Raw genomic sequence first — 26269 nt, 5'->3', positions numbered from 1 at the left:
TTCATAACAATGAGTTAGCAGAATGGACACGATTTTTGCTCTTGCCAGTGCTCGTGGAAAAGCGGGTGTCGCTGTGGTCCGGATTTCCGGGCCACTTGCATTTTCAGCAGCCCGTCAATTGGCTGGTGAACTTCCAGAAATCAGAACGGCGGGCCTAAGAAAGCTCGTTGGGCAGGGTGGTCTGGTGCTTGATGAGGCGCTTGTGCTTTGTTTCGAAGAGGGATCGAGTTTTACCAGAGAAAGCGTTGTTGAGTTGCAGCTTCATGGTTCTGGGGCAGTAATCCGCGCGGTTTTGTTTGAGCTTTCAGAAATTGATGGGCTTAGATTTGCAGAGCCAGGCGAGTTTACGCGGCGTGCCCTCGAAAACGACTGTATGGATCTTGCGCAAGTCGAGGGGCTGGCAGACCTTCTGGAGGCAGAAACAGAAGCCCAACGGAAGCAGGCATATAACGTGCTTTCTGGTGCACTAGGGTCGATTGCAGAGAAATGGCGGGCAAATTTGATACGTGCAGCGGCATTGCTTGAGGCGACAATTGACTTTGCTGACGAGGATGTGCCGGTTGATGTGTCGCCGGAGGTCAGATCCCTTTTGGCAGAGGTCTCCAGTGCTTTGGAAAAAGAGGTTTCTGGGTCGGTTATTGCCGAGAGGATTCGATCCGGTTTTGAGGTCGCAATCATTGGAAAACCGAATGTTGGCAAATCAACACTGCTAAACGCGCTGGCTGGCAGAGATGCAGCGATCACGTCTGAAGTTGCCGGAACAACAAGAGACGTCATTGAAGTTCAGATGGAGCTGGCGGGCCTTGCGGTGACGCTGTTGGATACTGCTGGGTTAAGGGAAACGACGGATACGGTTGAAGCAATCGGTATCGAAAGAGCGATGTCGCGGGCACAAGCGGCAGATATGCGTGTCTTTTTGTTGGAACACGAAAACGAAAGCCTCTCCATTCAGCCTGTAGACGGAGATGTTTTGGTCGTTGGAAAGGCTGATGAGCGAAATTCTACTGAGTTCTCAGTTTCCGGGGTGACCGGGCAGGGACTCGATGAGCTGGTTTCAAAGATATCAATCACACTAAGTGAACGTGTCCAGGGTGCGGGGACGGCCACTCGCGAGCGTCATCGTATCGCAATGAAGAATGCGAAGAACGCTTTGGATGAAGCTCGAATCGAGATAGATCATGGAGCTGACCGATCTGAGTTTGCAGCGGAAGAAGTTAGGACGGCCTTGAGGGCGCTTGACGCCTTGGTAGGCCGTGTAGATGTCGAGCATCTGCTTGATGAGATTTTTTCTAGCTTTTGCCTTGGTAAATAACCGCATCGGTAGATGGGAGTGTTTCACGTGAAACATTATGATTTTGACGTCGTAGTTGTCGGTGGTGGACACGCGGGTGTGGATGCGGCACATGCGGCCGCGCGACTGGGTGCGAGTACCGCACTGGTTACCCTAAGAAAAGAAGATCTTGGGGTAATGTCATGTAATCCAGCGATTGGCGGTTTGGGTAAGGGGCATCTGGTTCGTGAGATAGATGCCATGGATGGCCTGATGGGGCGTGTCGCTGACCGCGCCGGTATTCAGTTCAGGTTGCTAAACCGTCGAAAAGGCCCTGCAGTTCAAGGTCCACGTGCGCAGGCAGATCGGAAAATCTATCAATCTGCCATGCAGTCAGAAGTTCGTTCGACGCCCAACTTGTCGCTTATCATTGGCGAAACCACTGATTTGATCGTTGATGGGTTATCCGTTCATGGAATCGTTCTGGAAGACGGCAGCGAGATAAAATCGCGAACCGTTATTCTGACCACTGGGACGTTTCTGCGCGGTATTATTCATATTGGCGAACAAAAGTCCCAAGGCGGACGTATGGGTGATCGGCCTTCCGTTCGCCTGGCGGAGCGGATTGACGGCTTCGGGCTGCCTTTGGGGCGCTTGAAAACAGGTACGCCACCACGCCTCGATGGCCGGACGATTGATTGGGACTCGCTGGAATCTCAGCCGGGCGATGACGTGCCCAGCATGTTTTCGTTTCTGAACGCCACTCCGGAGGCGCGGCAAATTTCGTGCGGGATCACCCATACCAATTCACAGACTCATGATATTATCAGGAATAATCTGGAAAAATCCGCCATGTATGGTGGGCATATTGATGGAGTTGGCCCTCGCTATTGCCCGTCTATTGAAGACAAGATTGTTCGTTTTTCTGACAAAGAAAGCCATCAGATTTTCTTGGAGCCTGAAGGTCTGAATGATCATACGGTTTATCCAAACGGCATCAGCACTTCTTTGCCAATCGATGTTCAAGAGGCTTATGTTCGGTCAATCAGGGGCTTGGAACAAACCAAAATTCTACAGTCTGGATATGCGATTGAATATGACTACGTCGATCCACGCGCCCTGACGGACACCCTTGAGCTTCGAGATGTTGAAAACCTGTATCTTGCGGGGCAAATAAACGGCACCACGGGCTATGAAGAGGCAGCGGCACAGGGGCTGGTCGCCGGGCTAAACGCCGCGCGGAAGGCGGCTGGGCTGGATCCAGCTATATTTACCCGCGCTACGTCCTACATTGGCGTAATGGTTGATGATTTGATCACACGGGGCGTAAGCGAACCTTACCGAATGTTTACATCACGCGCCGAATACCGCCTATCCTTACGAGCCGACAACGCGGATCAGCGCCTGACACCATTTGGGATGGGCTTGGGTTGTGTCGGTGACAATAGGGCGCGGCTGTTTTCGGAAAAGATGGGGCGGCTATCAACTGCAACAGAGAAACTGAAGACGACCAGCTTTTCTGCATCGAAGCTTGGCGATGCCGGTTTCAAGGTGCGTAAGGATGGCGCACGTCGTTCTGCTTACGAGCTTTTGGCTTTTCCAGACGTCACCTTTTCTGATGTTGTCAGTATCGCCCCTGAGTTGGCGAAGATACCCTCCGAAATTCAACAACAAGTGGGCCGTGACGCGCTTTATGCCAACTATATTGAAAGACAGGAGCGAGACGTGGACGCTCTTCGCAGGGATGAAGCACATAAAATACCGGATGACTTTGATTATTGCGGAATCGATGGTCTTTCAAACGAGCTGGCGGACAAGCTAACCCGTGTTCGGCCAAAAACCCTTGCGCATGCGGGTAGGGTTGAAGGTATGACGCCCGCCGCGCTTACCTTGCTTTTGTCCCGACTTCGTAAAAACAAAAGGGCGCGCAGCGCATGACCCAGGCGCAGTTTTTTGAGCAGGTCGATGTTTCACGTGAAACACAGGAGCGGCTGCTCACCTATGCCACACTTCTGCAAAAGTGGAATCCCGCGATCAATCTGGTTGCGCCTTCTACTATCAGGGACATGTGGATTCGACATTTTATGGATTCTGCCCAAGTCGCAGAAATTGCGCCGGGGCATCACAGAAATTGGTGCGATTTGGGAAGTGGAGGGGGCTTTCCAGGGGTGGTTACGGCCATTTTGGCACTTGAGACGGACCCTGATCGAACAACAACCTGCATTGAGAGCGACCAACGAAAATCAGCTTTTTTGCGAACCGTGGGGCGAGAAACCGGTGCGAAGCTCACTGTGATAAGTGAGCGTATTGAGGCGGCACCAAAGCAGAATGCGGAAATTGTATCAGCCCGAGCTCTAGCAAGCCTTGATGACCTTTTGTCGCTGGCCTTCAGGCATCTTGCAAAAGATGGTGAGTGTCTGTTTTTAAAAGGCCGGAACTACAAAGATGAGATAGATTCAGCACTTGAAAACTGGTCTTTTCAATATGATACCTATGCCAGCAAGACCAATTCGGATGCTGCTATTCTGAGAATCGGAGAACTTTCGCGTGCCTGATACATCACAAACGAAATCTCCAAAGGTAATTGCCATCACCAACCAAAAGGGTGGGGTTGGAAAGACAACCACGACGATCAATCTAGGCGCGGCCCTTGCGGAACAGGGAAAATCAGTGCTTTTGCTTGATCTTGATCCTCAAGGAAATGCCTCGACCGGTCTTGGGGTTGGGGCTGAGAAGCGAGATCTGTCGACTTATGACCTCTTGCTCGACGAGGCGCCTCTACTGGATGTGCTCCAGGAAACGGATCTTAGCAATCTGTTGATCGCACCTGCAACTACAGACCTGTCCTCAGCGGATATTGAGCTTGTTTCAAATGAAAAGCGGAGCCATCTGTTGAAGGACGCTCTTCAGGTCCCTGAGCTGCTGGCGCTTGGGCTGGACTACATCTTGATCGATTGCCCCCCTTCTTTGAACCTTCTTACAGTAAATGCGCTTGTCGCCGCGGATAGTGTCCTGATCCCCCTTCAAAGCGAATTTTTTGCACTCGAAGGCCTGTCTCAGCTTATGCTGACTGTGCGCGAGGTGCGGCAGGCCGCAAATGCTGACCTGCGCATCGAGGGTGTCGTGCTTACAATGTATGATGCACGGAACAACCTTTCCCGACAGGTGGAAGCGGATGCGCGTGATAATCTGGGCGCTTTGGTTTTTGAAACGGTCATTCCAAGAAACGTACGTGTTAGCGAAGCACCGTCTTTTGCAATGCCTGTATTGATGTATGATCCAAACTCAAAAGGCAGCCAGGCTTATCGCGATCTCGCGCGAGAGCTGTCCAAAAAGGCGTAGGAGGCACTATGAGCAATAAACAAAAATCGCGCGGTCTTGGACGAGGTCTGTCAGCACTTATGGCAGATGTTGTGGTAGAGGAGCCTTCGACCACAAAATCTGAAACACCTCGGCGTGCCGACCTGCTTGTTCCAATTGAGCGTATTTCGCCCAACCCCGAACAGCCACGGCGCCGCTTTACACAAGAGCAATTGGACGATCTTGCGTCATCGATCAAAGAAAAAGGCGTTATTCAGCCGCTGATCGTTCGGCCAAAACCTAATGCTGAAGGTGAGTATGAGATTGTTGCCGGCGAACGCCGTTGGCGCGCTTCTCAGATTGCCCAACTGCATGAGTTGCCTGTTATCGTTCGTAGCTACGATGATACAGAGGCGCTTGAAGTTGCTATTATCGAGAACATTCAGCGTGCGGATCTGAATGCCATTGAAGAGGCTGCTGGCTATCGCGATTTGATGGACCGCTTTGGGCACACGCAAGAAAAGGTTTCCGAAGCTCTGGGCAAAAGCCGTAGCCACATCGCCAACCTTCTACGCCTGCTAAATCTGCCAGACGAAGTTCAGGAGTTTGTGCGTGAGGGACGGCTGTCGGCTGGTCACGCGCGAACACTTGTGACCGCAGATAATCCGGTCGATTTGGCGCGGCAGATCATTAAGAAGGGCCTTTCTGTACGCGCGGCTGAGAAGCTGGCAAAGGGAAAAAGCGAGCCTAACCCGGCCAAATCACCTACAGTTCGGAAAGAAAAGGACGCAGACACGAAGGCGCTGGAGGCCGATCTCTCTGCTGCTATTGGCATGAAGGTGCAAATCGACCACCTGTCGGGCGGAGAGGCCGGCGTCATGAGCATCCGTTATTCAAATCTTGACGAACTCGACGAGCTTTGCGGGAAGCTTTCTGTCTGATCGCTTGCTCAATCAGGCATCAATTCGCGAATAATGCCATTCAGTATCGGGCGACCACTTTCGGTCGCCCAGAGACGATCGTTAGACAGTTCTATCAGGCCGATCTCTAGTAAGCCATTGATTTTGCTTTGCTCTATGGACATGCCGCTGATGCTTTTCAAGCGCTTGAGGTCAATTCCCTCGACCGTCCTTAGGCCCATTAGCAGATACTCTGTCCCAATTTCATCTGCCTCGAGGGCGTCACGAAGGATTTCTCCTCCCTGATCAGAAGCGGTGGCGAGCCACTGATTTGGCTGTAGCGGTGTTGCGGTTGCAAACCTGGTGCTGCCCAGCGTCAGTCTGCCGTGCGCCCCGGGACCTATCCCAACCCAGTCACCTCCGCGCCAGTAGATCATGTTATGACGGCTTTCTTGGCCGCGTTGAGCATGATTAGAGACTTCATAGCTGGGTAGGCCCGCATGTTTTGTGATCTCTTGCGTCAGAAAATACATATCGGTCGCTAGCTCGTCTCTGGGCAACCCCAAGAGCTTACCTGCCTTATGGCGTGCGCCGAAGGCGGTATCTGGTTCAATTGTCAGTTGATACAGCGACATATGAGTAGGGCCAAAGCCAATGGCCTCGTTCAGCTCCGCCTCCCAGCTCTTCAGGGTTTGGTTCTGACGGGCATAAATCAGATCGAAACTGACACGATCAAAGATAGAGTTGGCGAGTGTTAGAGCCTTTTTTGCCTCGCTTACGCTGTGCAAACGACCAAGTGCGCGGAGATCGGTTTCATTCAGGGCCTGTATGCCCATTGAAACTCTGTTTACGCCCGCTGCCTTGTAACCCGCGAAGTTCTCCATCTCGATTGAGCTGGGGTTCGCCTCCAAAGTGATCTCGATGTCATTGGCAAAGGTCCAGGCCTTTTGAGCGGCCTGGATAATACTGTCCACTGTTTGTGGGTCCATCAGGCTGGGCGTTCCGCCCCCGAAGAAGATCGAAGACAGCACGCGGTCTGGTGTTTGCGTCGCGTAGCGCTGAATCTCAGCTTTATAGGCTTCGGCCCATTCGGATTGGTCGATTTTCGCCGTGACGTGGCTGTTAAAATCGCAATAGGGGCACTTAGACGCGCAGAAAGGCCAGTGGACATAAAGCCCAAAGCCGCCAATTTGCCAATTCTCAGGCAAAGGCGCCTCGGACCAGCTTGGCGAATGCGTCCGCACGGTGGCTCATGGCGTGTTTTTTGTCGGGGTCCATTTCGGCAAATGTGATGTCAAAGCCCCTGGGCACGAAGATTGGGTCGTAGCCAAACCCCTTATCGCCACGCATGGGCCACGTCAGCGATCCGTCCACTTTGCCTTCGAAAATTTCGTCGTGACCGTCTGGCCACGCAAGGCAGAGTGTACAGCAAAACTGTGCGGTTCTGGGGTGTGGAGCGGACTTTTGTTCAAGCAGCGACCAGGTTTTCTCCATCGCCATCGGAAAATCGCGCCCGTTGGGCGTTTCGGCCCAATCTGCGGTGTATACGCCGGGGGCGCCATCCAGAGCATCGACCATGATGCCGCTGTCATCGGACAGGGCGGGTAGTCCGCTGGATTTGGCGGCGAAATGTGCTTTGATCCGCGCATTTCCAGCAAAGCTGTCTTCGGTTTCTGCAGGTTCTTTCAGGCCCAGCTCACCGGCAGAGGTGACGGCGATTCCAAACGGTGCCAGTAGAGCCGATATTTCGCGTAGCTTTCCGGCATTATGAGTGGCAACCACCAGTTTATCGCCGTCAAATTTGCGCATTAGGTGGTTGCCTTGATCTGAGCGGCAACCAGTTCAGACACGCCTTTTTCGGCTAGATCCATAAGCTCGTTCATTTGAGTGCGACTGAAGGTCGAGCCTTCCGCAGACATTTGAACCTCGATCAACTTGGGGCCACACATGACGAAGTTACCATCCACACCGGCTTCGCTGTCTTCTGGGTAGTCCAGATCCAAGACGGGTTGGCCGGCATAGACCCCGCACGACACGGCTGCCACTGGGTCCATCAGGGGATCAGTTGAAATATCTCCGGCTTTCAATAGCTTGTTTACGGCAAGGCGCAGCGCGACCCAGCCACCAGTAATTGCGGCGCAACGCGTGCCGCCGTCGGCCTGAATAACATCACAGTCCACGGTGATCTGACGCTCGCCAAGTCCCACAAGATCGACACCAGCACGTAGGCTGCGGCCGATCAAGCGCTGAATTTCGACGGTGCGGCCACCTTGTTTGCCAGCTGCTGCCTCGCGGCGCATGCGCGAGCCGGTTGAACGGGGCAGCATTCCATATTCTGCAGTCACCCAGCCCTTGCCCGAGTTGCGCAAGAACGGGGGAACGCGCTCTTCCAGCGACGCGGTGCAAAGCACATGAGTATCTCCGACCCGGATCATGCACGAGCCTTCCGCGTGTTTTGTCACATCGGTCTCGATTGAAATCGGACGCATTTGATCTAAATTTCGACCAGAGGGACGCATGGCTTCTTCCTTTATTTCATGTTCAAAAGCGTGATACCCATGGGTCCGGCAAAAAGGCAAGGCAATAGACATGCATGACGGCCCGGAAATTATGGATGATATGAATGCCCGCTCGCGCGAGGTGTTTCGTTGTGTGGTCGAAAGCTATCTTGAAACCGGGACGCCTGTAGGGTCGCGCACTCTGACGCGCGCCATGACAGAAAAGGTCAGCGCTGCGACAATCCGAAATGTGATGCAGGATCTGGAGTTTATGGGTCTTTTGGGCAGTCCGCATGTTTCAGCCGGACGCATCCCAACCGAACTTGGGCTTCGTATGTTTGTCGATGGACTGCTTGAGGTTTCGGACCTGACAACGGATGATCGGCAGAAAATTGATGCGACTGTCGGTGTCGAGGGCGACATATCCCAGATGATGGATCGTGTCGGATCTGCGCTGTCGGGCATTACTGCCGGCGCAAGTCTTGTGCTGACGCCAAAACACGAAGCCCCAATTAAACACATCGAATTTGTGACGCTTGGCCCGGATCGCGCGTTGGTGGTTTTGGTGTTTGCTGATGGGCATGTGGAGAATCGTGTGTTCACACCGCCCGCTGGGCAAACGCCCAGCTCTTTGCGAGAGGCCGCTAACTTTCTGAATGCCCTAGCCGAGGGCCGCACGATTTCTCAGCTACAAGGCATCGTCGCGCAAGAGATAAAATCGCGCCGACAAGAGTTGGATACACTGGCGCATGCGCTCGTCGAAAGTGGTGCGGCCCTGTGGGAAAATGAAGGGCTTCCCTATGAGCGGCTCATTGTGCGCGGGCGCTCGAATCTCTTGGATCAGGACACCGAAGCCGCAGACCTTGAGCGGATAAAAACGCTGTTTGATGATCTGGAGCGCAAGCGTGATATTGCAGAATTCCTTGATCTCGCTGATCAGGGCGAGGGCGTTCGCATTTTTATTGGTTCAGAGAACAAACTTTTTTCACTTTCGGGTAGCTCTTTGGTGGTTTCCCCATATATGAACGCTGATCGAAAGGTAATTGGTGCGGTTGGCGTGATCGGACCGACGCGGCTGAACTATGGTCGGATTGTTCCCGTTGTGGACTATACGGCGCAGCTGATCGGCAAAATGATCGCGGACCGAGGATAGAAGCCAAGGACAAAGGCAAAGACATGACTGACGCGAAAACCGATGCGGTTGAAAACGTGGAAGCCGCCATTGAAGAGCTGATGGCGGAAACGGGCGCTGATGAGGGCGTCGAAGAGCAGAGCGGCGAAGATGAGCTGACGGCGCTCCGGGCAGAGCGGGATGAGATGAAAGACCGCTTCATGCGGGCCCTTGCGGATGCAGAAAATGCACGCAAGCGTGGAGAGCGCGACCGTCGCGAGGCCGAGAATTATGGCGGATCAAAGCTCGCACGCGACATGCTGCCGGTTTACGACAACATGAAACGTGCACTGGACGCTTCGAAAGAGGCGGGCGAGGCGGACAAAGCGCTTTTGGAAGGTGTTGAGCTGACCATGCGTGCGCTGCTGGGCATTTTTGACAAACACGGCATTCGCCTTTTGGCGCCGGAAATCGGCGATGCCTTTGACCCGGAAGTGCACGAAGCTATGTTCGAGGCCCCTGTTCCGGGCACCAAGGCCGGTGACATCATTCAGGTGATGGCTGAGGGCTTTATGTTGCACGACCGGCTTTTGCGGCCTGCGCAGGTTGGCGTGTCTTCTACGCCCGCTTAAATCAAAGAACACCTTAAAACCCCCGCAGGGCGCGGGGGTTTTTGTTGGCTTAGTCGTTCATGATTTCTTTTAGCTCGTAGAGCAGGCTTAAAGCCTCGATCGGCTTCATGTCATCCGGATGCGCGTCGTGAAGCACCAACTCCAGGTCTTTCAGATACTGAGGCATTTTGGTTTCAGGCTCAGGTTTTGCACTTGCCGAGAACAGCGGAAGATCGTCGATCACCGCCTTTTGGCCAGACCCCTCTCGCTCTCCTTTTTCCAACGCATCAAGGACAACATTGGCACGGGCCACCACGCTTTCAGGAAGCCCCGCAAGCTTGGCGACCTGAACCCCATAAGACCGATCAGCCGCTCCCTTGTGCACTTCGTGAAGGAAAATAACCTCTCCTTCCCACTCTTTAACGGAAATCGTGGCGTTTTCGACGCCATCAAGCTTGTCCGAAAGCTGGGTCATTTCGTGATAGTGAGTGGCAAATAGCGCACGGGATTTGTTTACGTCGTGCAGGTGCTCCAGCGTTGCCCACGCGATGGACAACCCGTCATAGGTTGCTGTGCCGCGGCCAATTTCATCGAGAATGACAAGAGCGCGATCATCGGCTTGGTTTAGAATGGCCGCTGTTTCAACCATCTCTACCATGAAAGTGGATCGCCCGCGTGCCAGATCATCCGACGCGCCAACCCGACTGAAGAGTTGCGAGACAAGGCCAATATGCGCCTCTTTTGCTGGTACAAAGCTTCCTGCCTGAGCCAAAAGAGCGATCAGCGCATTTTGTCTAAGGAAGGTTGATTTACCTGCCATATTGGGCCCGGTAAGAAGCCAGATGTCGGCACTGTTCGTGCCATCCGCAAGATCGCAATCATTTGCAACAAACGAGCTGCCGGTTTTCCGCAATGCGGCTTCGACCACAGGGTGGCGACCTGCAAGAACGTGAAACGCGCGGCTGTCATCAATCTTGGGGGCCGCCCAGCCATCTGACCGGGCCAAATCTGCAAAGCCGGTTGCGACGTCAATTTCTGACAGCGCGCGCGCCGTCTCTCCAATTTCAGCGGCCCGCTTCAATACCTGTTCAGTTAGGCTGGAATAGAGACCTTTCTCAATCTCAAGCGCACGGTTTCCGGCATTCAGGATTTTAGTTTCCATATCGCTGAGCGCCACGGTGGTGAAGCGCACGGCATTGGCCGTGGTTTGTCGGTGAATATAGGTTTCTGACAGCGGAGGGTTCAGCATCTTCTGCGCATGGGTGGCGGTTGTTTCGATGAAATACCCAAGGACGTTGTTATGCTTGACCTTCAATGCGCTGATGCCGGTGTGTTCGGCGTACTGGGCCTGCATGCCGGCGATGACACTGCGCCCTTCATCACGTAGCTGGCGTGATTCATCTAGATCCTGGTCATAGCCCGGTGCAATGAATCCGCCATCGCGGGCCAGAAGCGGTGGCTCTGCCACCAAGGCCTGGTCCAGAAGGTCAATCAGGGGGTCATGGCCCTTGAGCCGCTGTGAAGCATTCCCGAGCTTTGCAGGTAGATCGCCCTGCGAAAGCCGATCCGAAAGCTCTTGCGCCGCTGCCAAACCATTTCGAATGGCGGCAAGGTCACGGGGCCCACCGCGCTCCAATCCCAGACGTGACAAGGCGCGATCAATATCGGGCACATTGCGCAAGGCTTCGCGCGTTGTGTCGCAAATCAGTCTCTGTTCCAGCAGAAAACGCACCGCGTCATGGCGTGCATGGATTTCGTTCAGGTCGCGTGATGGGCTTGAGATGCGACGTTCTAACAAGCGTCCACCGCCTGCAGTAACCGTTCGATCAATCGTGGCCAGAAGCGATCCTTCGCGCCCACCGGACAAGCTATGTGTCAGCTCGAGATTTCGCCGGGTGGCGGCGTCGATCTGCATTGCGCCCTGTGACAGCTCTTTCACTGGCGGGCGCAAAAGGGGGAGTTTTCCTTTTTGGGTTATATCCAGATATTCGACGATTGCGCCCATCGCGCCCATTTCGGCGCGGGAGAAATTGCCAAAGGCGTCCAAAGACCCAACCTTGTAGAGGTCGATCAGGCGCTTTTCGGCATTCGCGCTGTCAAACGCTGATCGGCCAAGTTCGGTGGGTGATGCGCCCGCATCAGTCACTGCTTCTGCCGAGTTCTCTGTGTTGGTTTCAGACAAGACAACTTCGCGCGGGGCAAGGCGAGCCAGTTCCGGCCCAAGGCGCAGATGTGGGCAGGGCATGACATGGAAGGCACCGGTGGAAATATCGACCCAAGCCAGCGCGCCTTCACCGCGGACATCGTTAAATGCGGCCAGGTAATTGTGGCGACGTGCATCCAGAAGGCTCTCTTCGGTCAATGTGCCCGGTGTAACCAACCGCACCACATCGCGCTTTACGACAGATTTCGAGCCGCGCTTTTTCGCCTCTGCCGGGTTTTCGAGCTGCTCACAGACCGCTACCCGGAAACCTTTCCGGATTAGGGAAAGCAGATAACCTTCGGCAGAATGAACTGGGACACCACACATCGGGATGTCTTCGCCTAGATGCTTGCCGCGCTTGGTCAGGGCGATATCCAAAGCGGCCGCTGCGGCCACAGCGTCATCAAAGAACAGCTCGTAGAAATCGCCCATGCGATAGAACAAAAGCGCGTCTGGATAGCCCTCTTTGATCTCGAGGAACTGCGCCATCATCGGCGTGACCTTGGCCGGTTTTTCGCTCACCTTTTTGCCCCCAGGCTACGTGATTTGCGCCAGATTAGGGGGTTGATGAAGGGGGCGAAAGGGGGGTCAGGTGTTTTTGCGGCGCGAGACCCAGTTCCAGCTGGATTGGCACATGTCGTCGAGGTCCCGTTCGGCCTGAAAGCCCAGAACTTCACGGGCCAGATCAGGGTCTCCGTAGACGCTGGCCACATCGCCAGCACGTCGAGGCGCCATCTGATGCGGCAGGTCTTTCCCGGCAGCCTTTTCATAGGCGCGCAGCATATCGATCACGGAATACCCGGTGCCAGTTCCAAGGTTCACGGTGTGACTGTTGCCCGTACGCAAAAGGGCGTCGACCGACTGTACGTGGCCGCGCGCCAGATCCATCACGTGAATATAGTCGCGCACGCCGGTACCATCCGGTGTGTCGTAGTCGTCCCCAAAGACCGACAGTTTCTCAAGCTCACCTGTGGCCACTTTGGCAATATAGGGCATCAGATTGTTGGGAATGTCGTTGGGATCTTCGCCAATAAGGGCAGTATCGTGTGCTCCGGCGGGGTTGAAGTAGCGTAGGATGCCAAATGCCCAGCGGTCATCCGAGGCGGCAACTTGTTCCAGCGATTGTTCGCAGACCAGCTTTGTATAGCCATATGGGTTGTTAAAGCTGCGGGGTGCGGTCTCGGGTACAGGCAGCTGGTCGGGCTGTCCGTAAACAGTGGCTGATGACGAGAAAACCAGCGAGAACACCTCTGCCTTTTTCATTGCGCCAAGCAACGTGTACAGGCCCGAAATGTTGGTGGTGAGATAGTCCAGAGGCTTTTCGGTGCTTTCGCCGACAGCCTTCAAGGCAGCGAAGTGAATAACGGCGTCAAACTTGTGATCTGCGAACAGCTTGTCCAGCAGTGGGGCGTTCAAGACATCCCCTTCTACACAGGTGACGTCCTGGCCAGAGATTACTTCGAGCCGATCAGTTACATCGCGCTGGGCGTTGGAAAAATTGTCGAGGATGACAACCTCGTACCCAGCTTTCGCCAATTCCACATAGGTATGCGACCCGATGAACCCGGCGCCGCCCGTCAAAAGTATTTTCTGTGCCATGTGAAACCTCTTGAAGTAACCGAGAGTGATATAGGCTGGATGCAAGAAAAAGGCACGCCGGAAAGTGGCGGAGGTAAATTCCAGTCAAAAAATTTAGAAAATTGCGGCATCGGGGTGGGGGCTTTGCGAAAAGTACCCAGATTAATGCTACCAAAGACATAAAACTACGCGAATAGCGGTTGAGGCTGCGAAATTGCCCCTGTATGGGTTGGGCTTCCGGATAGAAGACAAAGGCCCGCGATATGCCCAAAGCGAAGATCACACCTGAAGAGGCGCTAGCTTTCCATCTTGACCCGTCGCCGGGCAAATTTGAAGTCACGCCTTCGGTCCCGATGACAACGCAGCGTGACCTGTCCTTGGCGTATTCGCCCGGTGTGGCCGTTCCCTGTGAGGCGATCGCGGCGGATCCGCAGACAGCATATGATTACACCACCAAGGGAAATCTTGTGGCGGTGATTTCCAACGGGACGGCTGTGCTGGGGCTTGGAAATCTCGGTGCGCTTGCCTCTAAGCCGGTGATGGAAGGCAAAGCGGTTTTGTTCAAGCGATTTGCCGATGTGGATTCTATTGATATCGAGCTGGACACCGAAGACCCCGAGGCGATCATCAATGCGGTCAAGCTGATGGGGCCAACTTTTGGCGGCATCAATCTGGAAGACATCAAGGCGCCCGAGTGTTTCATTATTGAGCAGCGCCTTAAAGAAGAGATGGATATCCCTGTCTTCCATGATGACCAGCACGGTACAGCGGTGATCTGCGCGGCTGGCTTGATGAATGCGCTGCACCTCTCGGGCAAGAAGATCGAAGACTGTCGCATTGTTCTGAACGGCGCCGGGGCGGCTGGGATTGCTTGTATTGAGCTGATCAAGGCTATGGGCGCACAGCATGATAATTGCATCGTCTGTGACACCAAGGGCGTGATCTATCAGGGCCGCAAAGACGGCATGAACCAGTGGAAATCGGCCCATGCGGCCAATACGAAGCTGCGTACGCTGGAAGAGGCGATGGATGGGGCGGATGTGTTCCTCGGTGTGTCGGTCAAGGGGGCTGTGACGCAGGATATGGTCGCCTCGATGGCGGATAATCCGGTCATTTTCGCCATGGCGAACCCCGATCCGGAAATCACTCCGGAAGAGGCGCACGAGGTGCGCAATGATGCGATCGTTGCTACTGGCCGGTCGGATTATCCCAACCAGGTGAACAACGTTCTGGGCTTTCCGTATCTGTTCCGCGGGGCATTGGATATCAACGCGCGCGCGATCAATGACGAGATGAAAATCGCTTGTGCCCGTGCTCTGGCTGAATTGGCGCGCGAAGACGTGCCGGACGAGGTTGCCATGGCATATGGCACCAAGCTGACCTTCGGCCGCGACTATATCATTCCAACGCCTTTCGATCCGCGCCTGATTCACGTGATCCCGCCTGCGGTTGCCAAGGCCGGGATGGACACAGGGGTGGCACGTCGCCCGATCATCGACATGGATGGCTACGAACTCAGCCTGAAGGCGCGGATGGATCCGACTGCCTCGATCCTGCGCGGGATCACGGCGCGGGCACGCAAGAACCAGGCGTCAATGATCTTTGCAGAGGGTGACAACCCACAAGCTCTGCGTGCCGCTGTACAGTATCAGCGGAATGGCTATGGGCGCGCGCTGGTTGTCGGTCGTGAGGATGATGTGAAGACCAAGCTGGAAGCAGAAGGTCTGGGCGATGCCGTGCGCGAATTGCGCGTGGTTAATGCAGCCAACACGCCGCATCTGAACACCTACAAGGACTACCTCTACGAGCGGCTGCAGCGACAGGGTTTCGACCGCCATGATATTCACCGCCTGGCGGCGCGGGATCGCCACGTCTTTGCCTCGCTGATGTTGGCGCATGGCCATGGTGACGGGTTGATCACCGGTGCGACGCGGAAATCGGCCTATGTTCTCGATCGTATTAACCACGTGTTTGACGCCACCGCAGCAGATGGGGCGGTTGGTGTTACGGCGGTTTTGCATCGCGGGCGTATTGTATTGATGGCGGATACGCTGGTGCATGAATGGCCCGAGACCGAAGATCTGGCAAATATCGCAGAACGCGCGGCAGCCGTGGCACGAGGATTGGGCTTGGAGCCGCGTGTGGCTTTTGTCAGCTTCTCAACATTTGGCTACCCGGTGTCGGAACGCGCGCAAAAACTGCACGAGGCGCCTGCAATACTTGAGGCTCGTGGCGTGGATTTTGAGTTCGATGGAGAGATGACGGCTGATGTGGCTCTGAACCCTGAGGTTATGGCGCAGTATCCGTTCTGTCGTCTGTCAGGGCCTGCAAATATTCTGGTTGTACCCGCCCGCCATTCGGCGTCGATTTCGGTAAAAATGATGCAAGAGCTTGCTGGCGCGACGGTGATTGGTCCGATCCTTTCCGGCATTGATCAACCGATCCAGATTTGCTCCACGAACTCGACGTCCAATGACATTCTGAACATGGCAGTTCTTGCCGCCGCACGTTTGGGCGAGAAGTAAACGCCGTTTGACGTAGCCGCGTGGCGGGGCCTAGGCTTTGCCATGCGGTACCTGAAATCTCATTGGCAAGGCAAACACCCTGTGGTTCAGAGCTTCTGGATCAATGCGGTTGGTGTGCGTTTGGCAATGGTTTCTTTCCTCATCGCGCTTTCAAATCAAGCGTCTTTGTCACCATTATTGGTCCTTCCCCTGATAGCAGCAGATCTTTCGCTCTTGGTCTGGCAAGCGGTTGGGTATTTTCGAGCGCTTGATCGGCACGGGACGGCGCTGGGCGCGCAGTTGCCTGTTTGGGGCGGTATGATCGTCTTGATTGTCGCTGTTTTTGTCATGATGTCTTTGTGGTGGGCTGTTTGGCTTGCGACGGATGACCCTGAGACGCCAAGCGACTATGCAGAGCGGCGGTCACAATACCACGCAGGTCTATATAGCCTTGATGTTTCTCAGGACGGTACGAGCCTTGCGTTGTCAGGGACCATATCTCCGGGTGTGACGAAGGCGTTTCGCGCGGCATTGGTCACTCATCCAAACCTGAAAACGCTTCTGTTGGATAGCCATGGCGGGAATGTATTTGAAGCCCGCGGGTTGGCGCAGCTGGTTTTACAAAACAACCTTGGAACCCACGTGCAACGACGCTGTGCTTCGTCCTGCACGTTGGTCTTCATGGCCGGTCAGACACGCATTCTGGATGCGGGTGCGCAACTGGGGTTTCATCGCTATGTGCTGGAGGGGAATGCGGCCCTGCCATTGTTCGACATAGAGGCTGAACAACAGCGAGACCGGCAGTTTTTAGCGGATCGAGGTGTGCAGGACTGGTTTGTGGATCAAGCTTTTGAGACGCCACCTGATCAGCTTTGGGAACCCACGCGCGCAGAGCTTGAGCGTGGTGGTGTTTTGGCCCCGTTGAATTAAAAACGCCCCGCCGAAGTTACGACGGGGCGTTTTAAGATTGTGAAACAGTGATCAGCCGATGATCGCGTTCAGCGTGGCCGAGGGGCGCATCACTTTCGCTTTCAGCTCAACCGATGGGCGGAAATAGCCACCGATGTCCGCGGCTGGTCCTTGTGCTGCGGCCATTTCGGAAAGGATCGCAGCTTCGCCTTCAGCCAGTGCCTTGGCGATTGGTGTAAATTCGGCGGCCAGATCAGCATCATCAGATTGTGCAGCCAGAGCTTCTGCCCAATAGCGTGCAAACCAGTAGTGGCTGTCGCGGTTGTCGGGCTCGCCCACTTTGCGCGATGGCGAACGGTTGTTGTCCAGAATACCTTGGGTCGCAGCTTCGGCTGCGGCACCCAGAACACCGGCTTTTGCGTTGCCTTTGACGTCCGCCAGGAAGTTCAGGCTTTCACCCAGTGCGCAGAACTCACCCATCGAATCCCAGCGCAGGTGGTTTTGTTCGACCAGCTGCTGCACGTGCTTCGGAGCAGACCCGCCAGCACCGGTTTCAAACAGACCGCCGCCTTTCATCAGTTTCACGATCGACAGCATCTTGGCCGAGGTGCCCAGTTCCAGGATCGGGAACAGGTCGGTCAGATAGTCACGCAGCACGTTGCCGGTGATGGCGATGCTATCGTTGCCAGCCGTGATGGTTTTCAGCGATTGCGCGGTGGCTTCACGCGGGGCCATGATTTGGAACAGGTCAGATTTGCCGGCGGCTTCCAGTGCGGGTGTCACGTATTTGATCAGCTCGGCATCGTGGGCGCGGTTAGCGTCCAGCCAGAAGATTGCTTCCGAACCGGTCAGGCGCTGACGGTCCATGGCCAGCTCGATCCAGTTTTCAATCGGAGCCTTCTTCACGGTGCAGGACCGCCAGATGTCACCAGCTTCGACTTCATGCGCGTGCAGCGTGTCGCCATTGGCGGTCACGATGCGGATGGTGCCGTCTGCCGGGGCTTCAAACGTGGTCGGGTGCGAACCGTATTCTTCTGCTTTTTGGGCCATCAGGCCAACGTTTGCCACCGAACCCGCGGTGGTCACGTCCAGCGCGCCGTTGGCTTTGAAGAAGTTGATGGTTTCGTCATAGACGGTGGCATAGCAGCGGTCGGGGATCACGCAGTTGGTGTCACCTTTCGCACCAGCCTCGTCCCAGCCCTTGCCGCCAGCGCGGATCACGGCGGGCATCGAGGCGTCGATGATCACGTCCGACGGCACATGCAGGTTGGTAATGCCTTTGTCCGAGTCGACCATGTACATGGACGGACGGTCCAAGGCAGCGATTTCCGCTTTGATCTCGTCAGCGTTGTCCATGCTTTCGATGGCAGCCAGAACGTCACCCAGACCCGAGTTAGGCGAACCGCCGGCAGCAGCAATTGCTTCACCGTGCTTGTCCCAAACCGGACCCAGCCATGCTTTGACAGCGTGGCCGAAGATGATCGGGTCCGACACTTTCATCATGGTCGCTTTCATGTGAAGCGAGAACATGGTGCCGTCTTTCTTGGTGTCTTCGATGGCGTCAGCCAAGAAGGCACCCAGCGCTTTCGCCGACATGAAGGTTGCATCCGCGATGGTGCCTTCTTCCAGCGGCCAGCCGTCTTTCAGAACGGTGGTTGCTCCGTCCTTTCCTACGAATTCGATTTTCGCGTCACCGGCCTGGGCGGCGGTGATGGTGGCCGATACTTCGTTGGCATAGAAGTCGTTGCCTGGCATCGACGACACTTTGGTCTTCGAGGACTTCTCCCAAGCTCCCATCGAATGCGGGTTATTCTGGGCGAAGTTCTTAACGGCGCGGGCCGAACGGCGGTCCGAGTTGCCTTCGCGCAGTACCGGGTTCACGGCTGAACCTTTGATGGCGTCGTAACGGGCACGGATGGCCTTTTCGTCGTCAGTCTGGGGATCTTCCGGGTAGCTGGGAAGGTTGTAACCCTGTGCCTGAAGCTCTTCAATGGCCGCAACCAGCTGCGGCACCGAGGCCGAGATGTTGGGCAGTTTGATGACGTTGGCGTCGGGGGTCTTCACAAGCTTGCCCAGCTCTGCCAGTTCGTCCGATTGACGCTGATCGTCGGTCAGGTTTTCCGGGAATGTCGCGATGATGCGGCCAGCCAGCGAAATGTCCGGCGTGCCAACGGTAATATCAGCGGCGGAAACGAATTTGCGGATAATCGGAAGGAACGAGGCCGAGGCCAGTTCCGGCGCTTCGTCTACAATGGTATACAGAATGTCTGCTTGCGGTTTATCGGTCATGTCAGGACACCTCTTTTTCGCGGAGAGCTTCACCGGCGGGTCAACGCCCCGGACGGTGAAAGGTGAGATTTCCCCTTCCCCTTACACAAAACCCGTGAAGAAAAAAAGGGCGGAGCGCTAACAGCGCCGTGAAAAAGGGTCGCAGCCGGGGCCACGACCCTTCGAATTCAGGCTACAGGCGATCCATGATCGCTTCTGCGATCGACATGGTGTTGCCTGTGCCGCCAAGGTCGGGGGTAACGCGATCCTTGGCCTGAACGGTTTCGATCACAGCCTTTTTCAGGCGCTGGGCGTCGTCCGTCTTGCCCACATGTTCCAACATCAGCCCGGCGGCCATCAGGAAGGCGCAGGGGTTCGCTTTTTGTTGGCCTGCGATGTCAGGGGCCGAGCCGTGCACGGCCTCGAAGATCGCAGCGTCTTTGCCGATGTTGGCGCCGGGCGCAAGGCCAAGCCCACCCACCAGGCCGGCGGCGAGGTCAGACAGAATGTCACCAAACAGGTTGGTGGTGACGATTACGTCAAAGGCATCGGGATACATTACCATCTGCATGGCGCAGGCATCTACGATGCGTTCGTCGAAATCGACACGGCCTTCATATTCCAGAGCGACCTTGCGCGCCTCTTCCAGAAACATGCCGGACAGCAATTTCAGGATATTGGCCTTATGCACGATCGAGACCTTCTTGCGCCCATTGGCCAGCGCATATTCAAACGCGGCGCGGGTGATGCGCTGGGCGCCTTCCTTGGTGTTGTAGCCGGTCGAGAAAACTTTCCCTTCGGGGTCGCCATTGTGCTCCATGTAGCCTTCGTCCGAGATGTAATACCCTTCCAGGTTCTCGCGGAAGATCACCATGTCCACATTGTCGAACCGGCCATCCGCCTTGATCGTCTTGGTTGGGCGTACATTGGCATAGAGGTTGAAGGCCTGACGCAGTTGCAGGTTGATCGACTTGAAGCCGCCGCCAACAGGTGTTGTCAACGGACCCTTCAGCGCCAGCTTGGTGCGGCGAATGCTGTCCAGCGTGGCTTCGGGCAAGGGCGAGCCGGTGGCGTCCAGTGCGGACACACCGCCCTGCTGAACATCCCAGTCAAAGGGGCTGCCCATATGGTCAAGAATGGCGGTGACGGCTTCGGTGATTTCCGGGCCGATACCATCGCCGGGGATAAGAGTGGCTTGGATCTTGGTCATGGTGGTCTCCATGCTGATAAGCGAATTTGTCATTCGTATATACGGTATACAATGGAATACAATAGCAAAGTCTTATTCACTAAAGTGAATAAAACAAAGCGCTTCCATGTCACAATAGGGTGCTCTTGCGCTGTCCGACAAGGGCGTTAGGCTGCAAGGATAAGGAGACGGTCGTGAGCATCTTCAATCTTGGTTCAATCAACATCGATAACTTTTACGCAGTGTCACACCTTCCGCGCCCGGGAGAGACTCTAGCGGCGCTCGGCCATGACATTGGCCTGGGCGGTAAAGGGGCCAATCAGTCAGTGGCCGCCGCATTGGCTGGCTCGCAGGTGTTTCATATTGGCGCCATTGGGCCTGATGGCGCATGGTGCGCAGACAGCATGAAGGCGGCGGGGGTTGATGTGTCCGGCGTGGCGCGGGTTCAGGTTCCCACAGCGCATGCAAATATCTGTGTCGATCCTGAGGGCGAGAATGTCATTGTTCTCTTCTCTGGTGCGAATTCCTGTCAGGATCTGCAACGCATTGAATCTATTCTGGTGGGTGCCAAAAAGGGCGACACGCTCGTTTTACAAAACGAAACCAACCTGACATTTGAAGCCGCACAGCTGGCACAAGAGTACGGATTGCGGGTTATCTATTCCGCCGCGCCATTCAGCGCTGAAGCTGCGGCGAAGATGCTTCCGGTCATAGATATGCTTGTTTTGAATGATGTCGAAGCGGATCAGCTTTCATGCGCGCTTGGACAATCGGTTGAAGAACTTGACGTGCCTTCTGTTTTGATAACCCGCGGGGCGCAAGGCGCTCGTTTGTTGCAACGCAACGGCCCGCCCCTTCAAGTGCCTGCATTTGCCGTGACGCCCGTGGACACAACCGGTGCCGGGGACTGCTTCATCGGCTATGTCGCGGCGGCGCTTGATCAGGGGATCAAGCCGGAACAGGCTCTGATCTTAGCTTCTGCGGCCTCTGCTATTCAGGTTACGCAGAAAGGCACAGCAGATGCCATGCCTGCCCGAGACGAAGTTGAGGCATTTCTGTCTGCCCGGCCCTGAGGTATGCGCAAAAAAGAAAACGCCCCCGCGTTTCCACAGGGGCGTTTGAGGGTTCAGAATTCGATTATTTGAAGCGGTTGTTGCGCATCGCGATCAGTTTCAGACGCAGGGCGTTCAACTGGATGAACCCGGCTGCATCGGTCTGGTCATAGGCGCCCATGTCCTCTTCGAAGGTCACATGCTCTTCGGAATAGAGCGAGTGATCCGACCAACGACCCACCACGCGGGCAAGACCTTTGTAAAGCTTCATGCGCACGGTGCCGGTGACGTGGTCCTGGCTGGAGTCAATGGCGGCCTGCAGCATTTCGCGTTCGGGCGAGAACCAGTAGCCGTTATAGATCAGCTCGGCATATTTCGGCATCAGCTCGTCTTTCAGATGCATCGCGCCGCGGTCCATGGTGATCGATTCAATGCCACGATGCGCATCCAACAGGATGGTGCCGCCGGGGGTTTCATAAATCCCACGAGACTTCATGCCGACATAGCGGCCTTCCACCAGATCCAGACGGCCAATACCGTGCTTGCGACCGTATTCGTTCAGCGCAGTCAGAATGGTCGCGGGCGACATCTTTTCGCCGTTGATGCCAACGGGGTCACCTTTTTCGAATTCAATCTCGATGAATTCGGGCGTGTCCGGCGCATCCTCGGGGTGCACAGTGCGCTGATAGACGTAATCAGGCGCATCTTCGGCCGGGTCTTCCAAAACCTTGCCCTCGGACGAGGTGTGCAAAAGGTTCGCATCGACCGAGAAGGGCGCTTCGCCGCGCTTGTCTTTGGCAACCGGAATCTGGTGCTGCTCGGCAAACTCCAGAAGGCGCGTGCGCGATCCAAGATCCCATTCCCGCCACGGGGCAATCACTTTGATGTCGGGGTCAAGCGCATAGCAAGCCAGTTCGAACCGCACCTGGTCGTTGCCTTTGCCGGTTGCACCGTGGCTTACCGCATCCGCCCCATGCTCTTTGGCAATTTCAACGAGACGTTTTGAAATTAGCGGTCGCGCGATCGAGGTGCCCAGCAGATAGAGGCCCTCGTATTGTGCATTGGCGCGGAACATCGGGAAGACATAGTCGCGTACAAACTCTTCGCGCAGGTCCTCGATATGGATGTTCTCGGGTTTGATGCCCAGCATCTCGGCTTTTTTGCGGGCCGGCTCCAACTCTTCACCCTGACCAAGGTCAGCAGTGAAAGTGATCACTTCGCAGCCATATTCAGTTTGCAGCCATTTCAGAATGATCGAGGTGTCGAGGCCGCCAGAATAGGCCAGAACAACTTTCTTGGGCGCGGACATGTCACGTCTCCGTTCATTTGGTTTCCGCGCGGGTGTATTGGGTTTGACCCTTGTGGGCAAGGGGGCAGGCGCTCTTTGGGGTTGCTCCATCGTCGCAGATGGGCAACATGGCGCACTATGAGTGATTTTCTGAAAAGAGCCCGTGTGGCTGAACAGCAGATGCGGGCGTTGTTTCCGGCAACCCCCTTGCAGCGCAATGATCATTTGTCGGCTTTGTATGGCGCGGATATTTGGCTTAAGCGCGAGGATCTAAGCCCGGTACGAAGCTATAAGATCCGTGGTGCCTTGAATGCGATGGGCAAAGCGCTGGCGCAGGATGCGTCGCGCGATTTGTTTGTGTGTGCATCTGCCGGAAATCACGCTCAGGGCGTGGCCTTCGTCAGCCGTCATTTTGGAGTGCGGGGGGTGATTTTCATGCCCGTGACCACGCCCCAGCAAAAGATACAGAAAACACGTATTTTTGGCGGGGATTGTATCGAGATCCGCCTTGTTGGTGACTATTTCGACGATACGCTTGAAGCTGCAAAAGCGTATTGCGACGCTGAGAACGGGCACTTCCTGTCCCCCTTTGATGATAGTGATGTCATTGAAGGGCAAGCCAGCGTGGCGGTAGAGATCGACCGGCAACTGGGCCGCGCGCCGGATATGATTGTCCTGCCTGTTGGCGGTGGCGGCCTGTCTTCTGGGATGATTCGCTATTTCCGGGAAATGGCGGATGGAGTCGATGTACGGCTCGCGGAGCCGGCTGGTGGGGCGAGCCTTTCTGCTGCACTTGAGGCGGGTCAGCTGGTTACGTTGCCCGAGGTGGACAGTTTCGTGGACGGTGCTGCGGTCGCGCGGATCGGAGAGCTGACATTTTCGGTTTTGAAATCGGTGCCACGCGCGCATGTGCTTGCCATACCAGAAGACCGAATCTGCACAACCATTGTTGATATGCTGAATGTTGAAGGCGTGGTTTTGGAGCCAGCTGGAGCTTTGTCGGTGGATGCGCTTAAGGACCTTAAAGAGCAGATCAAAGGAAAGACGGTGGTCTGTGTCACATCGGGTGGGAATTTTGATTTTGAGCGCTTGCCCGAAGTCAAGGAGCGCGCGCAACGGTTCTCGGGTTTGAAAAAGTACTTTGTTTTGCGTTTGCCGCAACGCCCAGGTGCCTTGAAGGACTTCCTTCAGATGTTGGGTCCGGACGACAATATCTCGCGCTTTGAGTATATGAAGAAAAGCGCCCGGAATTTCGGGTCGGTTCTTTTGGGGATCGAAACAACTGATCCAGCAAATTTTGCGGCGCTCTTTGAAAAGCTGGAAGCAAATGGATTTGCTTACTCAGACATCACCGAGGACGAAACCATCGCGGAGTTTGTGGTCTAGGCGCCTTGCGCGAAGGCATGTTTCGAGGCTTCGTAGGTCTCAAACAGACCGGGCAATGATATTGCAGAATATGCTCCTTGTGCGGCTTTCGTTTCTCCATCCCCGCATAATTTTGACATGGCGTCGAAGCCGAGATTAAGCGCCGAACTTTTCAGAAAGTGCAGATCCTGTTCCAACTCTTGTTCAACGGGGGCTGAACGCAGCTTGGCGATCACTTCCTCTACCTCTTCCAGAAACATTTCTGCCACTTCGGCGAAATCTTCCTCGCCTATTTCGTCTTTCAACTCGTTCACACGGGCCCAGCTGATCATGCATCCCTCCATCTTTACCGCGCAGGGTGCCACAGCAAGGTTAATGACCGGTAACTTGCAAAACAAAAGACAATTTTACGTTTAAGCGCCTGTTAAACCGGCGGGAATATTCATGGGCCAGATCAAGGGAAAACGAGGATCTTTTGAGCGCGATACCGCAACATATACCTGAAGCTACAAAGGTTGATCAGCCGCCCGATCAGGCGACGGAAGCTGTTCGAACGATTCTTGTGGTGGATGACAGCCGCGCACAGCGACGGCTGCTTGGTTCTTCATTGTTGAAACAAGGCTATCGAGTGTTAGAGGCGGCATCAGGCATCGAGGCGCTTGAGATTTGTGCGTCTGAGGATATCGACCTTATCCTAAGTGACTGGATGATGCCGGGTATGAATGGCCTGGAGTTCTGCAAAACGCTGCGCGAACTGCCGGGTGATAAGTACATATATTTTATCCTGCTGACCTCGAAGACCGAGAAAGGTGCCGTGGCGCAGGGCCTTGATGTCGGCGCAGACGATTTTCTACCGAAACCGGTCAATCCAGAGGAGCTTCGCGCAAGGATCAATGCGGGCGCCCGGGTGTTGGCCATGCAAAAAGAGCTTCAGGCCAAAAACAACCTTGTCAGCTCAACTTTGGCCGAGCTGCAGTGCTTGTATGACTCTCTGGACCGGGATCTTTTGGCTGCACGGAAAATGCAGCTGGCTTTGGTTCGGGAAACCTATCGGGATTTCATCGACGCAGAAGTGTCCCAGATGCTTCAACCTTCGGGTCATGTCGGGGGGGATCTTGTTGGATATTTTCGCATAGATTCAAAGCGTATGGCCTTCTACTCGATTGATGTTTCTGGTCACGGAATCGCGTCAGCGCTGCTGACCGCGCGGCTTGCATCCTATCTGTCTGACGGTTCACCCGGCCAAAACATCGCGCTTGAGCAGATGGATGGTGGTGTTTTCGGTGCAAAGCCGCCGGAAGATGTTGCGGCTCAATTGAACAATATTCTGATTGATGAGCTGCAGTCCGAACACTACTTCACGATGGTTCTGGCCTATCTGAACCTTCACACTGGCAAGGTAGAGTACACTCAATGTGGGCACCCGAACCCGGTGATCCTGCGCAAGAATGGCTCCGTAGACTATATTGGCACAGGTGGCATGCCTGTGGGCCTGATCAATGGCGCAACCTTTGAACGACAATCCGTTACGATCGCACCGGGTGAGCGTTTGGTGCTGTATTCGGATGGATTTACAGAATGCGAAAATGCAAAAGGCGATATGCTTGATGAAGATGGCTTTGCCACGCTTCTGACAACGAATCACAATTTGACAAACGAACAGTTTTTTGAGGCGCTGGTTTGGGGGCTGGATGCCTTTGCGGGCAGCTCAGAATTTGGGGATGACTTGTCTTGTATTATGATGAGCTACAAAGGCGTTCAGACATAGCGGGCAACAAAATCTCGGTCCCCATCATTGGCAATTAGCTGTTTTGCGCAGTCAGGCGACACCCATACCGGTGAATGATCCTTCTCGGTCGGTGCAGAGATCATGCGCACCGGCCAAGCCGTGTAGATATGGCAGAGCTTTTCTGCCCATAAATCGTATTCCGGCATATAGGTGAACCTTCTGAAAGCGCCCAGTTTTCTGGGTCGGGCGATTGTCCATCCGGTTTCTTCAAAGACTTCACGAAACAGTGCAGCCAGTGGTGATTCACCTGGCTCGATGCCACCACCTGGAAGCTGGAACTCATCGAATAGACCACCTTGATGGGTAAGCAATAGCTTGCCGGCGCGCGGCAGAATTGCATATGCACCTGCGCGCAACCGATAACGCTGATTGGCGCGTTTCGAAGAACCAAATCGACGGATCATCCTTTTACCTTTGGTTGCCGCCCCCATATAG

At 55.0% G+C, this 26269-nt stretch carries 22 protein-coding genes; 12 read left to right on the top strand and 10 right to left on the bottom strand.

The features are described 5' to 3' along the window. Positions 1-22: 22 nt before the first annotated feature. Genes mnmE through ACRY08_RS03860 form a run of 5 tightly spaced genes read left to right on the top strand, consistent with a single transcriptional unit; the run spans position 23 to position 5511 of the window. Positions 23-1312: a tRNA uridine-5-carboxymethylaminomethyl(34) synthesis GTPase MnmE gene (gene mnmE, locus ACRY08_RS03880; RefSeq protein WP_432448534.1), complete on the top strand. Its 1290-nt coding sequence runs from the start codon at positions 23-25 to the stop codon at positions 1310-1312. Positions 1313-1324: 12 nt separating this feature from the next. Then, complete coding sequence (gene mnmG / locus ACRY08_RS03875) at positions 1325-3208, top strand: tRNA uridine-5-carboxymethylaminomethyl(34) synthesis enzyme MnmG (protein WP_432448533.1); 1884 nt, start codon at positions 1325-1327, stop codon at positions 3206-3208. Next, on the top strand, positions 3205-3825 hold the full coding sequence (gene rsmG / locus ACRY08_RS03870) for a 16S rRNA (guanine(527)-N(7))-methyltransferase RsmG (RefSeq protein WP_432448532.1): 621 nt from the start codon (positions 3205-3207) through the stop codon (positions 3823-3825). Before mnmG ends, rsmG begins: the two co-directional genes overlap by 4 nt. Then, positions 3818-4612: a ParA family protein gene (locus ACRY08_RS03865; protein WP_432448531.1), complete on the top strand. Its 795-nt coding sequence runs from the start codon at positions 3818-3820 to the stop codon at positions 4610-4612. Before rsmG ends, ACRY08_RS03865 begins: the two co-directional genes overlap by 8 nt. A gap of 8 nt (positions 4613-4620) precedes the next feature. Next, on the top strand, positions 4621-5511 hold the full coding sequence (locus tag ACRY08_RS03860) for a ParB/RepB/Spo0J family partition protein (RefSeq protein WP_432448530.1): 891 nt from the start codon (positions 4621-4623) through the stop codon (positions 5509-5511). 8 nt (positions 5512-5519) lie between these two features. On the opposite strand, the gene hemW is transcribed toward ACRY08_RS03860, so the two are convergent. From hemW to rph, 3 genes are read right to left on the bottom strand one after another with little or no spacing between them, the layout of a single operon-like run. After that, the gene (gene hemW / locus ACRY08_RS03855) at positions 5520-6677 is read right to left on the bottom strand and encodes a radical SAM family heme chaperone HemW (protein ID WP_432448529.1); all 1158 of its coding nucleotides are present in this window, start codon (positions 6675-6677) and stop codon (positions 5520-5522) included. Then, entirely contained in the window at positions 6670-7278 is a 609-nt protein-coding gene (gene rdgB, locus ACRY08_RS03850; RefSeq protein WP_432448528.1) for an RdgB/HAM1 family non-canonical purine NTP pyrophosphatase, read from the bottom strand. Before rdgB ends, hemW begins: the two co-directional genes overlap by 8 nt. Next, on the bottom strand, positions 7278-7988 hold the full coding sequence (rph, locus tag ACRY08_RS03845; protein ID WP_432448527.1) for a ribonuclease PH: 711 nt from the start codon (positions 7986-7988) through the stop codon (positions 7278-7280). The genes rdgB and rph overlap by 1 nt, the downstream gene beginning before the upstream one ends. Positions 7989-8058: 70 nt before the next feature. Here rph and hrcA point away from each other — a divergent pair, with 70 nt between their 5' ends. Together hrcA and ACRY08_RS03835 are read left to right on the top strand one after the other, a co-directional pair. Then, entirely contained in the window at positions 8059-9120 is a 1062-nt protein-coding gene (gene hrcA / locus ACRY08_RS03840) for a heat-inducible transcriptional repressor HrcA (protein ID WP_432448526.1), read from the top strand. A 23-nt stretch (positions 9121-9143) separates the two neighbouring features. After that, on the top strand, positions 9144-9710 hold the full coding sequence (locus ACRY08_RS03835; protein WP_432448525.1) for a nucleotide exchange factor GrpE: 567 nt from the start codon (positions 9144-9146) through the stop codon (positions 9708-9710). A gap of 49 nt (positions 9711-9759) precedes the next feature. Here ACRY08_RS03835 and mutS read toward each other — a convergent pair whose 3' ends face one another. Further along, the gene (mutS, locus tag ACRY08_RS03830; RefSeq protein ID WP_432448843.1) at positions 9760-12384 is read right to left on the bottom strand and encodes a DNA mismatch repair protein MutS; all 2625 of its coding nucleotides are present in this window, start codon (positions 12382-12384) and stop codon (positions 9760-9762) included. A 96-nt stretch (positions 12385-12480) separates the two neighbouring features. Then, positions 12481-13491: a UDP-glucose 4-epimerase GalE gene (gene galE, locus ACRY08_RS03825; RefSeq protein WP_432448524.1), complete on the bottom strand. Its 1011-nt coding sequence runs from the start codon at positions 13489-13491 to the stop codon at positions 12481-12483. Positions 13492-13733: 242 nt separating this feature from the next. Here galE and ACRY08_RS03820 point away from each other — a divergent pair, with 242 nt between their 5' ends. Together ACRY08_RS03820 and ACRY08_RS03815 are read left to right on the top strand one after the other, a co-directional pair. Beyond that, positions 13734-15995 carry an NADP-dependent malic enzyme gene (locus tag ACRY08_RS03820; protein WP_432448523.1) on the top strand — a complete coding sequence of 754 codons (2262 nt, stop codon included), beginning with the start codon at positions 13734-13736 and terminating at the stop codon, positions 15993-15995. Positions 15996-16037: 42 nt separating this feature from the next. Next, positions 16038-16904, top strand: coding sequence for a hypothetical protein (locus ACRY08_RS03815; RefSeq protein ID WP_432448522.1), 867 nt, complete (start codon positions 16038-16040; stop codon positions 16902-16904). Positions 16905-16955: 51 nt separating this feature from the next. Here the strand turns inward: ACRY08_RS03815 and ACRY08_RS03810 are convergent, their stop codons facing one another. Then, the gene (locus ACRY08_RS03810) at positions 16956-19172 is read right to left on the bottom strand and encodes an NADP-dependent isocitrate dehydrogenase (RefSeq protein ID WP_432448521.1); all 2217 of its coding nucleotides are present in this window, start codon (positions 19170-19172) and stop codon (positions 16956-16958) included. Positions 19173-19344: 172 nt separating this feature from the next. Further along, complete coding sequence (locus ACRY08_RS03805; RefSeq protein WP_432448520.1) at positions 19345-20394, bottom strand: isocitrate/isopropylmalate dehydrogenase family protein; 1050 nt, start codon at positions 20392-20394, stop codon at positions 19345-19347. Between the two features lie 140 nt (positions 20395-20534). Here ACRY08_RS03805 and ACRY08_RS03800 point away from each other — a divergent pair, with 140 nt between their 5' ends. Next, the gene (locus tag ACRY08_RS03800; protein WP_432448842.1) at positions 20535-21413 is read left to right on the top strand and encodes a ribokinase; all 879 of its coding nucleotides are present in this window, start codon (positions 20535-20537) and stop codon (positions 21411-21413) included. 64 nt (positions 21414-21477) lie between these two features. Here ACRY08_RS03800 and ACRY08_RS03795 read toward each other — a convergent pair whose 3' ends face one another. Further along, on the bottom strand, positions 21478-22701 hold the full coding sequence (locus tag ACRY08_RS03795; protein ID WP_432448519.1) for an argininosuccinate synthase: 1224 nt from the start codon (positions 22699-22701) through the stop codon (positions 21478-21480). 117 nt (positions 22702-22818) lie between these two features. On the opposite strand from ACRY08_RS03795, the gene ilvA reads away from it, so the two are divergent. Continuing rightward, positions 22819-24066: a threonine ammonia-lyase IlvA gene (gene ilvA / locus ACRY08_RS03790; RefSeq protein ID WP_432448518.1), complete on the top strand. Its 1248-nt coding sequence runs from the start codon at positions 22819-22821 to the stop codon at positions 24064-24066. Here the strand turns inward: ilvA and ACRY08_RS03785 are convergent. Beyond that, on the bottom strand, positions 24063-24377 hold the full coding sequence (locus tag ACRY08_RS03785; RefSeq protein ID WP_432448517.1) for an Hpt domain-containing protein: 315 nt from the start codon (positions 24375-24377) through the stop codon (positions 24063-24065). The genes ilvA and ACRY08_RS03785 overlap by 4 nt on opposite strands. Before the next feature lie 143 nt (positions 24378-24520). Here ACRY08_RS03785 and ACRY08_RS03780 point away from each other — a divergent pair, with 143 nt between their 5' ends. Next, positions 24521-25813 carry a PP2C family protein-serine/threonine phosphatase gene (locus ACRY08_RS03780; protein ID WP_432448516.1) on the top strand — a complete coding sequence of 431 codons (1293 nt, stop codon included), beginning with the start codon at positions 24521-24523 and terminating at the stop codon, positions 25811-25813. Here the strand turns inward: ACRY08_RS03780 and ACRY08_RS03775 are convergent. Next, positions 25804-26238 carry an NUDIX hydrolase gene (locus tag ACRY08_RS03775; RefSeq protein ID WP_432448515.1) on the bottom strand — a complete coding sequence of 145 codons (435 nt, stop codon included), beginning with the start codon at positions 26236-26238 and terminating at the stop codon, positions 25804-25806. The genes ACRY08_RS03780 and ACRY08_RS03775 overlap by 10 nt on opposite strands. Positions 26239-26269: the final 31 nt, after the last annotated feature.

Source organism: Aliiroseovarius marinus (genome assembly GCF_050881025.1).
Lineage (GTDB): Bacteria > Pseudomonadota > Alphaproteobacteria > Rhodobacterales > Rhodobacteraceae > Aliiroseovarius > Aliiroseovarius marinus_A.
The sequence above is the reverse complement of the archived record's forward strand: the minus strand, read 5'-3'. Positions and strand labels throughout refer to the sequence as shown.

Bases quoted from the DNA above. Each gene is read 5' to 3' on its own strand.
- ACRY08_RS03810 (WP_432448521.1), bottom strand. From the start codon at position 19,172: ATGACCGATAAACCGCAAGCAGACATTCTGTATACCATTGTAGACGAA.
- ACRY08_RS03815 (WP_432448522.1), top strand. From the start codon at position 16,038: ATGCGGTACCTGAAATCTCATTGGCAAGGCAAACACCCTGTGGTTCAG.
- ACRY08_RS03860 (WP_432448530.1), top strand. From the start codon at position 4,621: ATGAGCAATAAACAAAAATCGCGCGGTCTTGGACGAGGTCTGTCAGCA.
- mutS (WP_432448843.1), bottom strand. From the start codon at position 12,384: ATGATGGCGCAGTTCCTCGAGATCAAAGAGGGCTATCCAGACGCGCTT.
- ACRY08_RS03775 (WP_432448515.1), bottom strand. From the start codon at position 26,238: ATGATCCGTCGATTTGGTTCTTCGAAACGCGCCAATCAGCGTTATCGG.
- mnmG (WP_432448533.1), top strand. From the start codon at position 1,325: ATGGGAGTGTTTCACGTGAAACATTATGATTTTGACGTCGTAGTTGTC.
- ACRY08_RS03835 (WP_432448525.1), top strand. From the start codon at position 9,144: ATGACTGACGCGAAAACCGATGCGGTTGAAAACGTGGAAGCCGCCATT.
- rph (WP_432448527.1), bottom strand. From the start codon at position 7,988: ATGCGTCCCTCTGGTCGAAATTTAGATCAAATGCGTCCGATTTCAATC.
- mnmE (WP_432448534.1), top strand. From the start codon at position 23: ATGGACACGATTTTTGCTCTTGCCAGTGCTCGTGGAAAAGCGGGTGTC.
- ACRY08_RS03795 (WP_432448519.1), bottom strand. From the start codon at position 22,701: ATGTCCGCGCCCAAGAAAGTTGTTCTGGCCTATTCTGGCGGCCTCGAC.
- rdgB (WP_432448528.1), bottom strand. From the start codon at position 7,278: ATGCGCAAATTTGACGGCGATAAACTGGTGGTTGCCACTCATAATGCC.
- galE (WP_432448524.1), bottom strand. From the start codon at position 13,491: ATGGCACAGAAAATACTTTTGACGGGCGGCGCCGGGTTCATCGGGTCG.
- ilvA (WP_432448518.1), top strand. From the start codon at position 22,819: ATGAGTGATTTTCTGAAAAGAGCCCGTGTGGCTGAACAGCAGATGCGG.
- ACRY08_RS03805 (WP_432448520.1), bottom strand. From the start codon at position 20,394: ATGACAAATTCGCTTATCAGCATGGAGACCACCATGACCAAGATCCAA.
- rsmG (WP_432448532.1), top strand. From the start codon at position 3,205: ATGACCCAGGCGCAGTTTTTTGAGCAGGTCGATGTTTCACGTGAAACA.
- ACRY08_RS03820 (WP_432448523.1), top strand. From the start codon at position 13,734: ATGCCCAAAGCGAAGATCACACCTGAAGAGGCGCTAGCTTTCCATCTT.
- ACRY08_RS03785 (WP_432448517.1), bottom strand. From the start codon at position 24,377: ATGATCAGCTGGGCCCGTGTGAACGAGTTGAAAGACGAAATAGGCGAG.
- hrcA (WP_432448526.1), top strand. From the start codon at position 8,059: ATGCATGACGGCCCGGAAATTATGGATGATATGAATGCCCGCTCGCGC.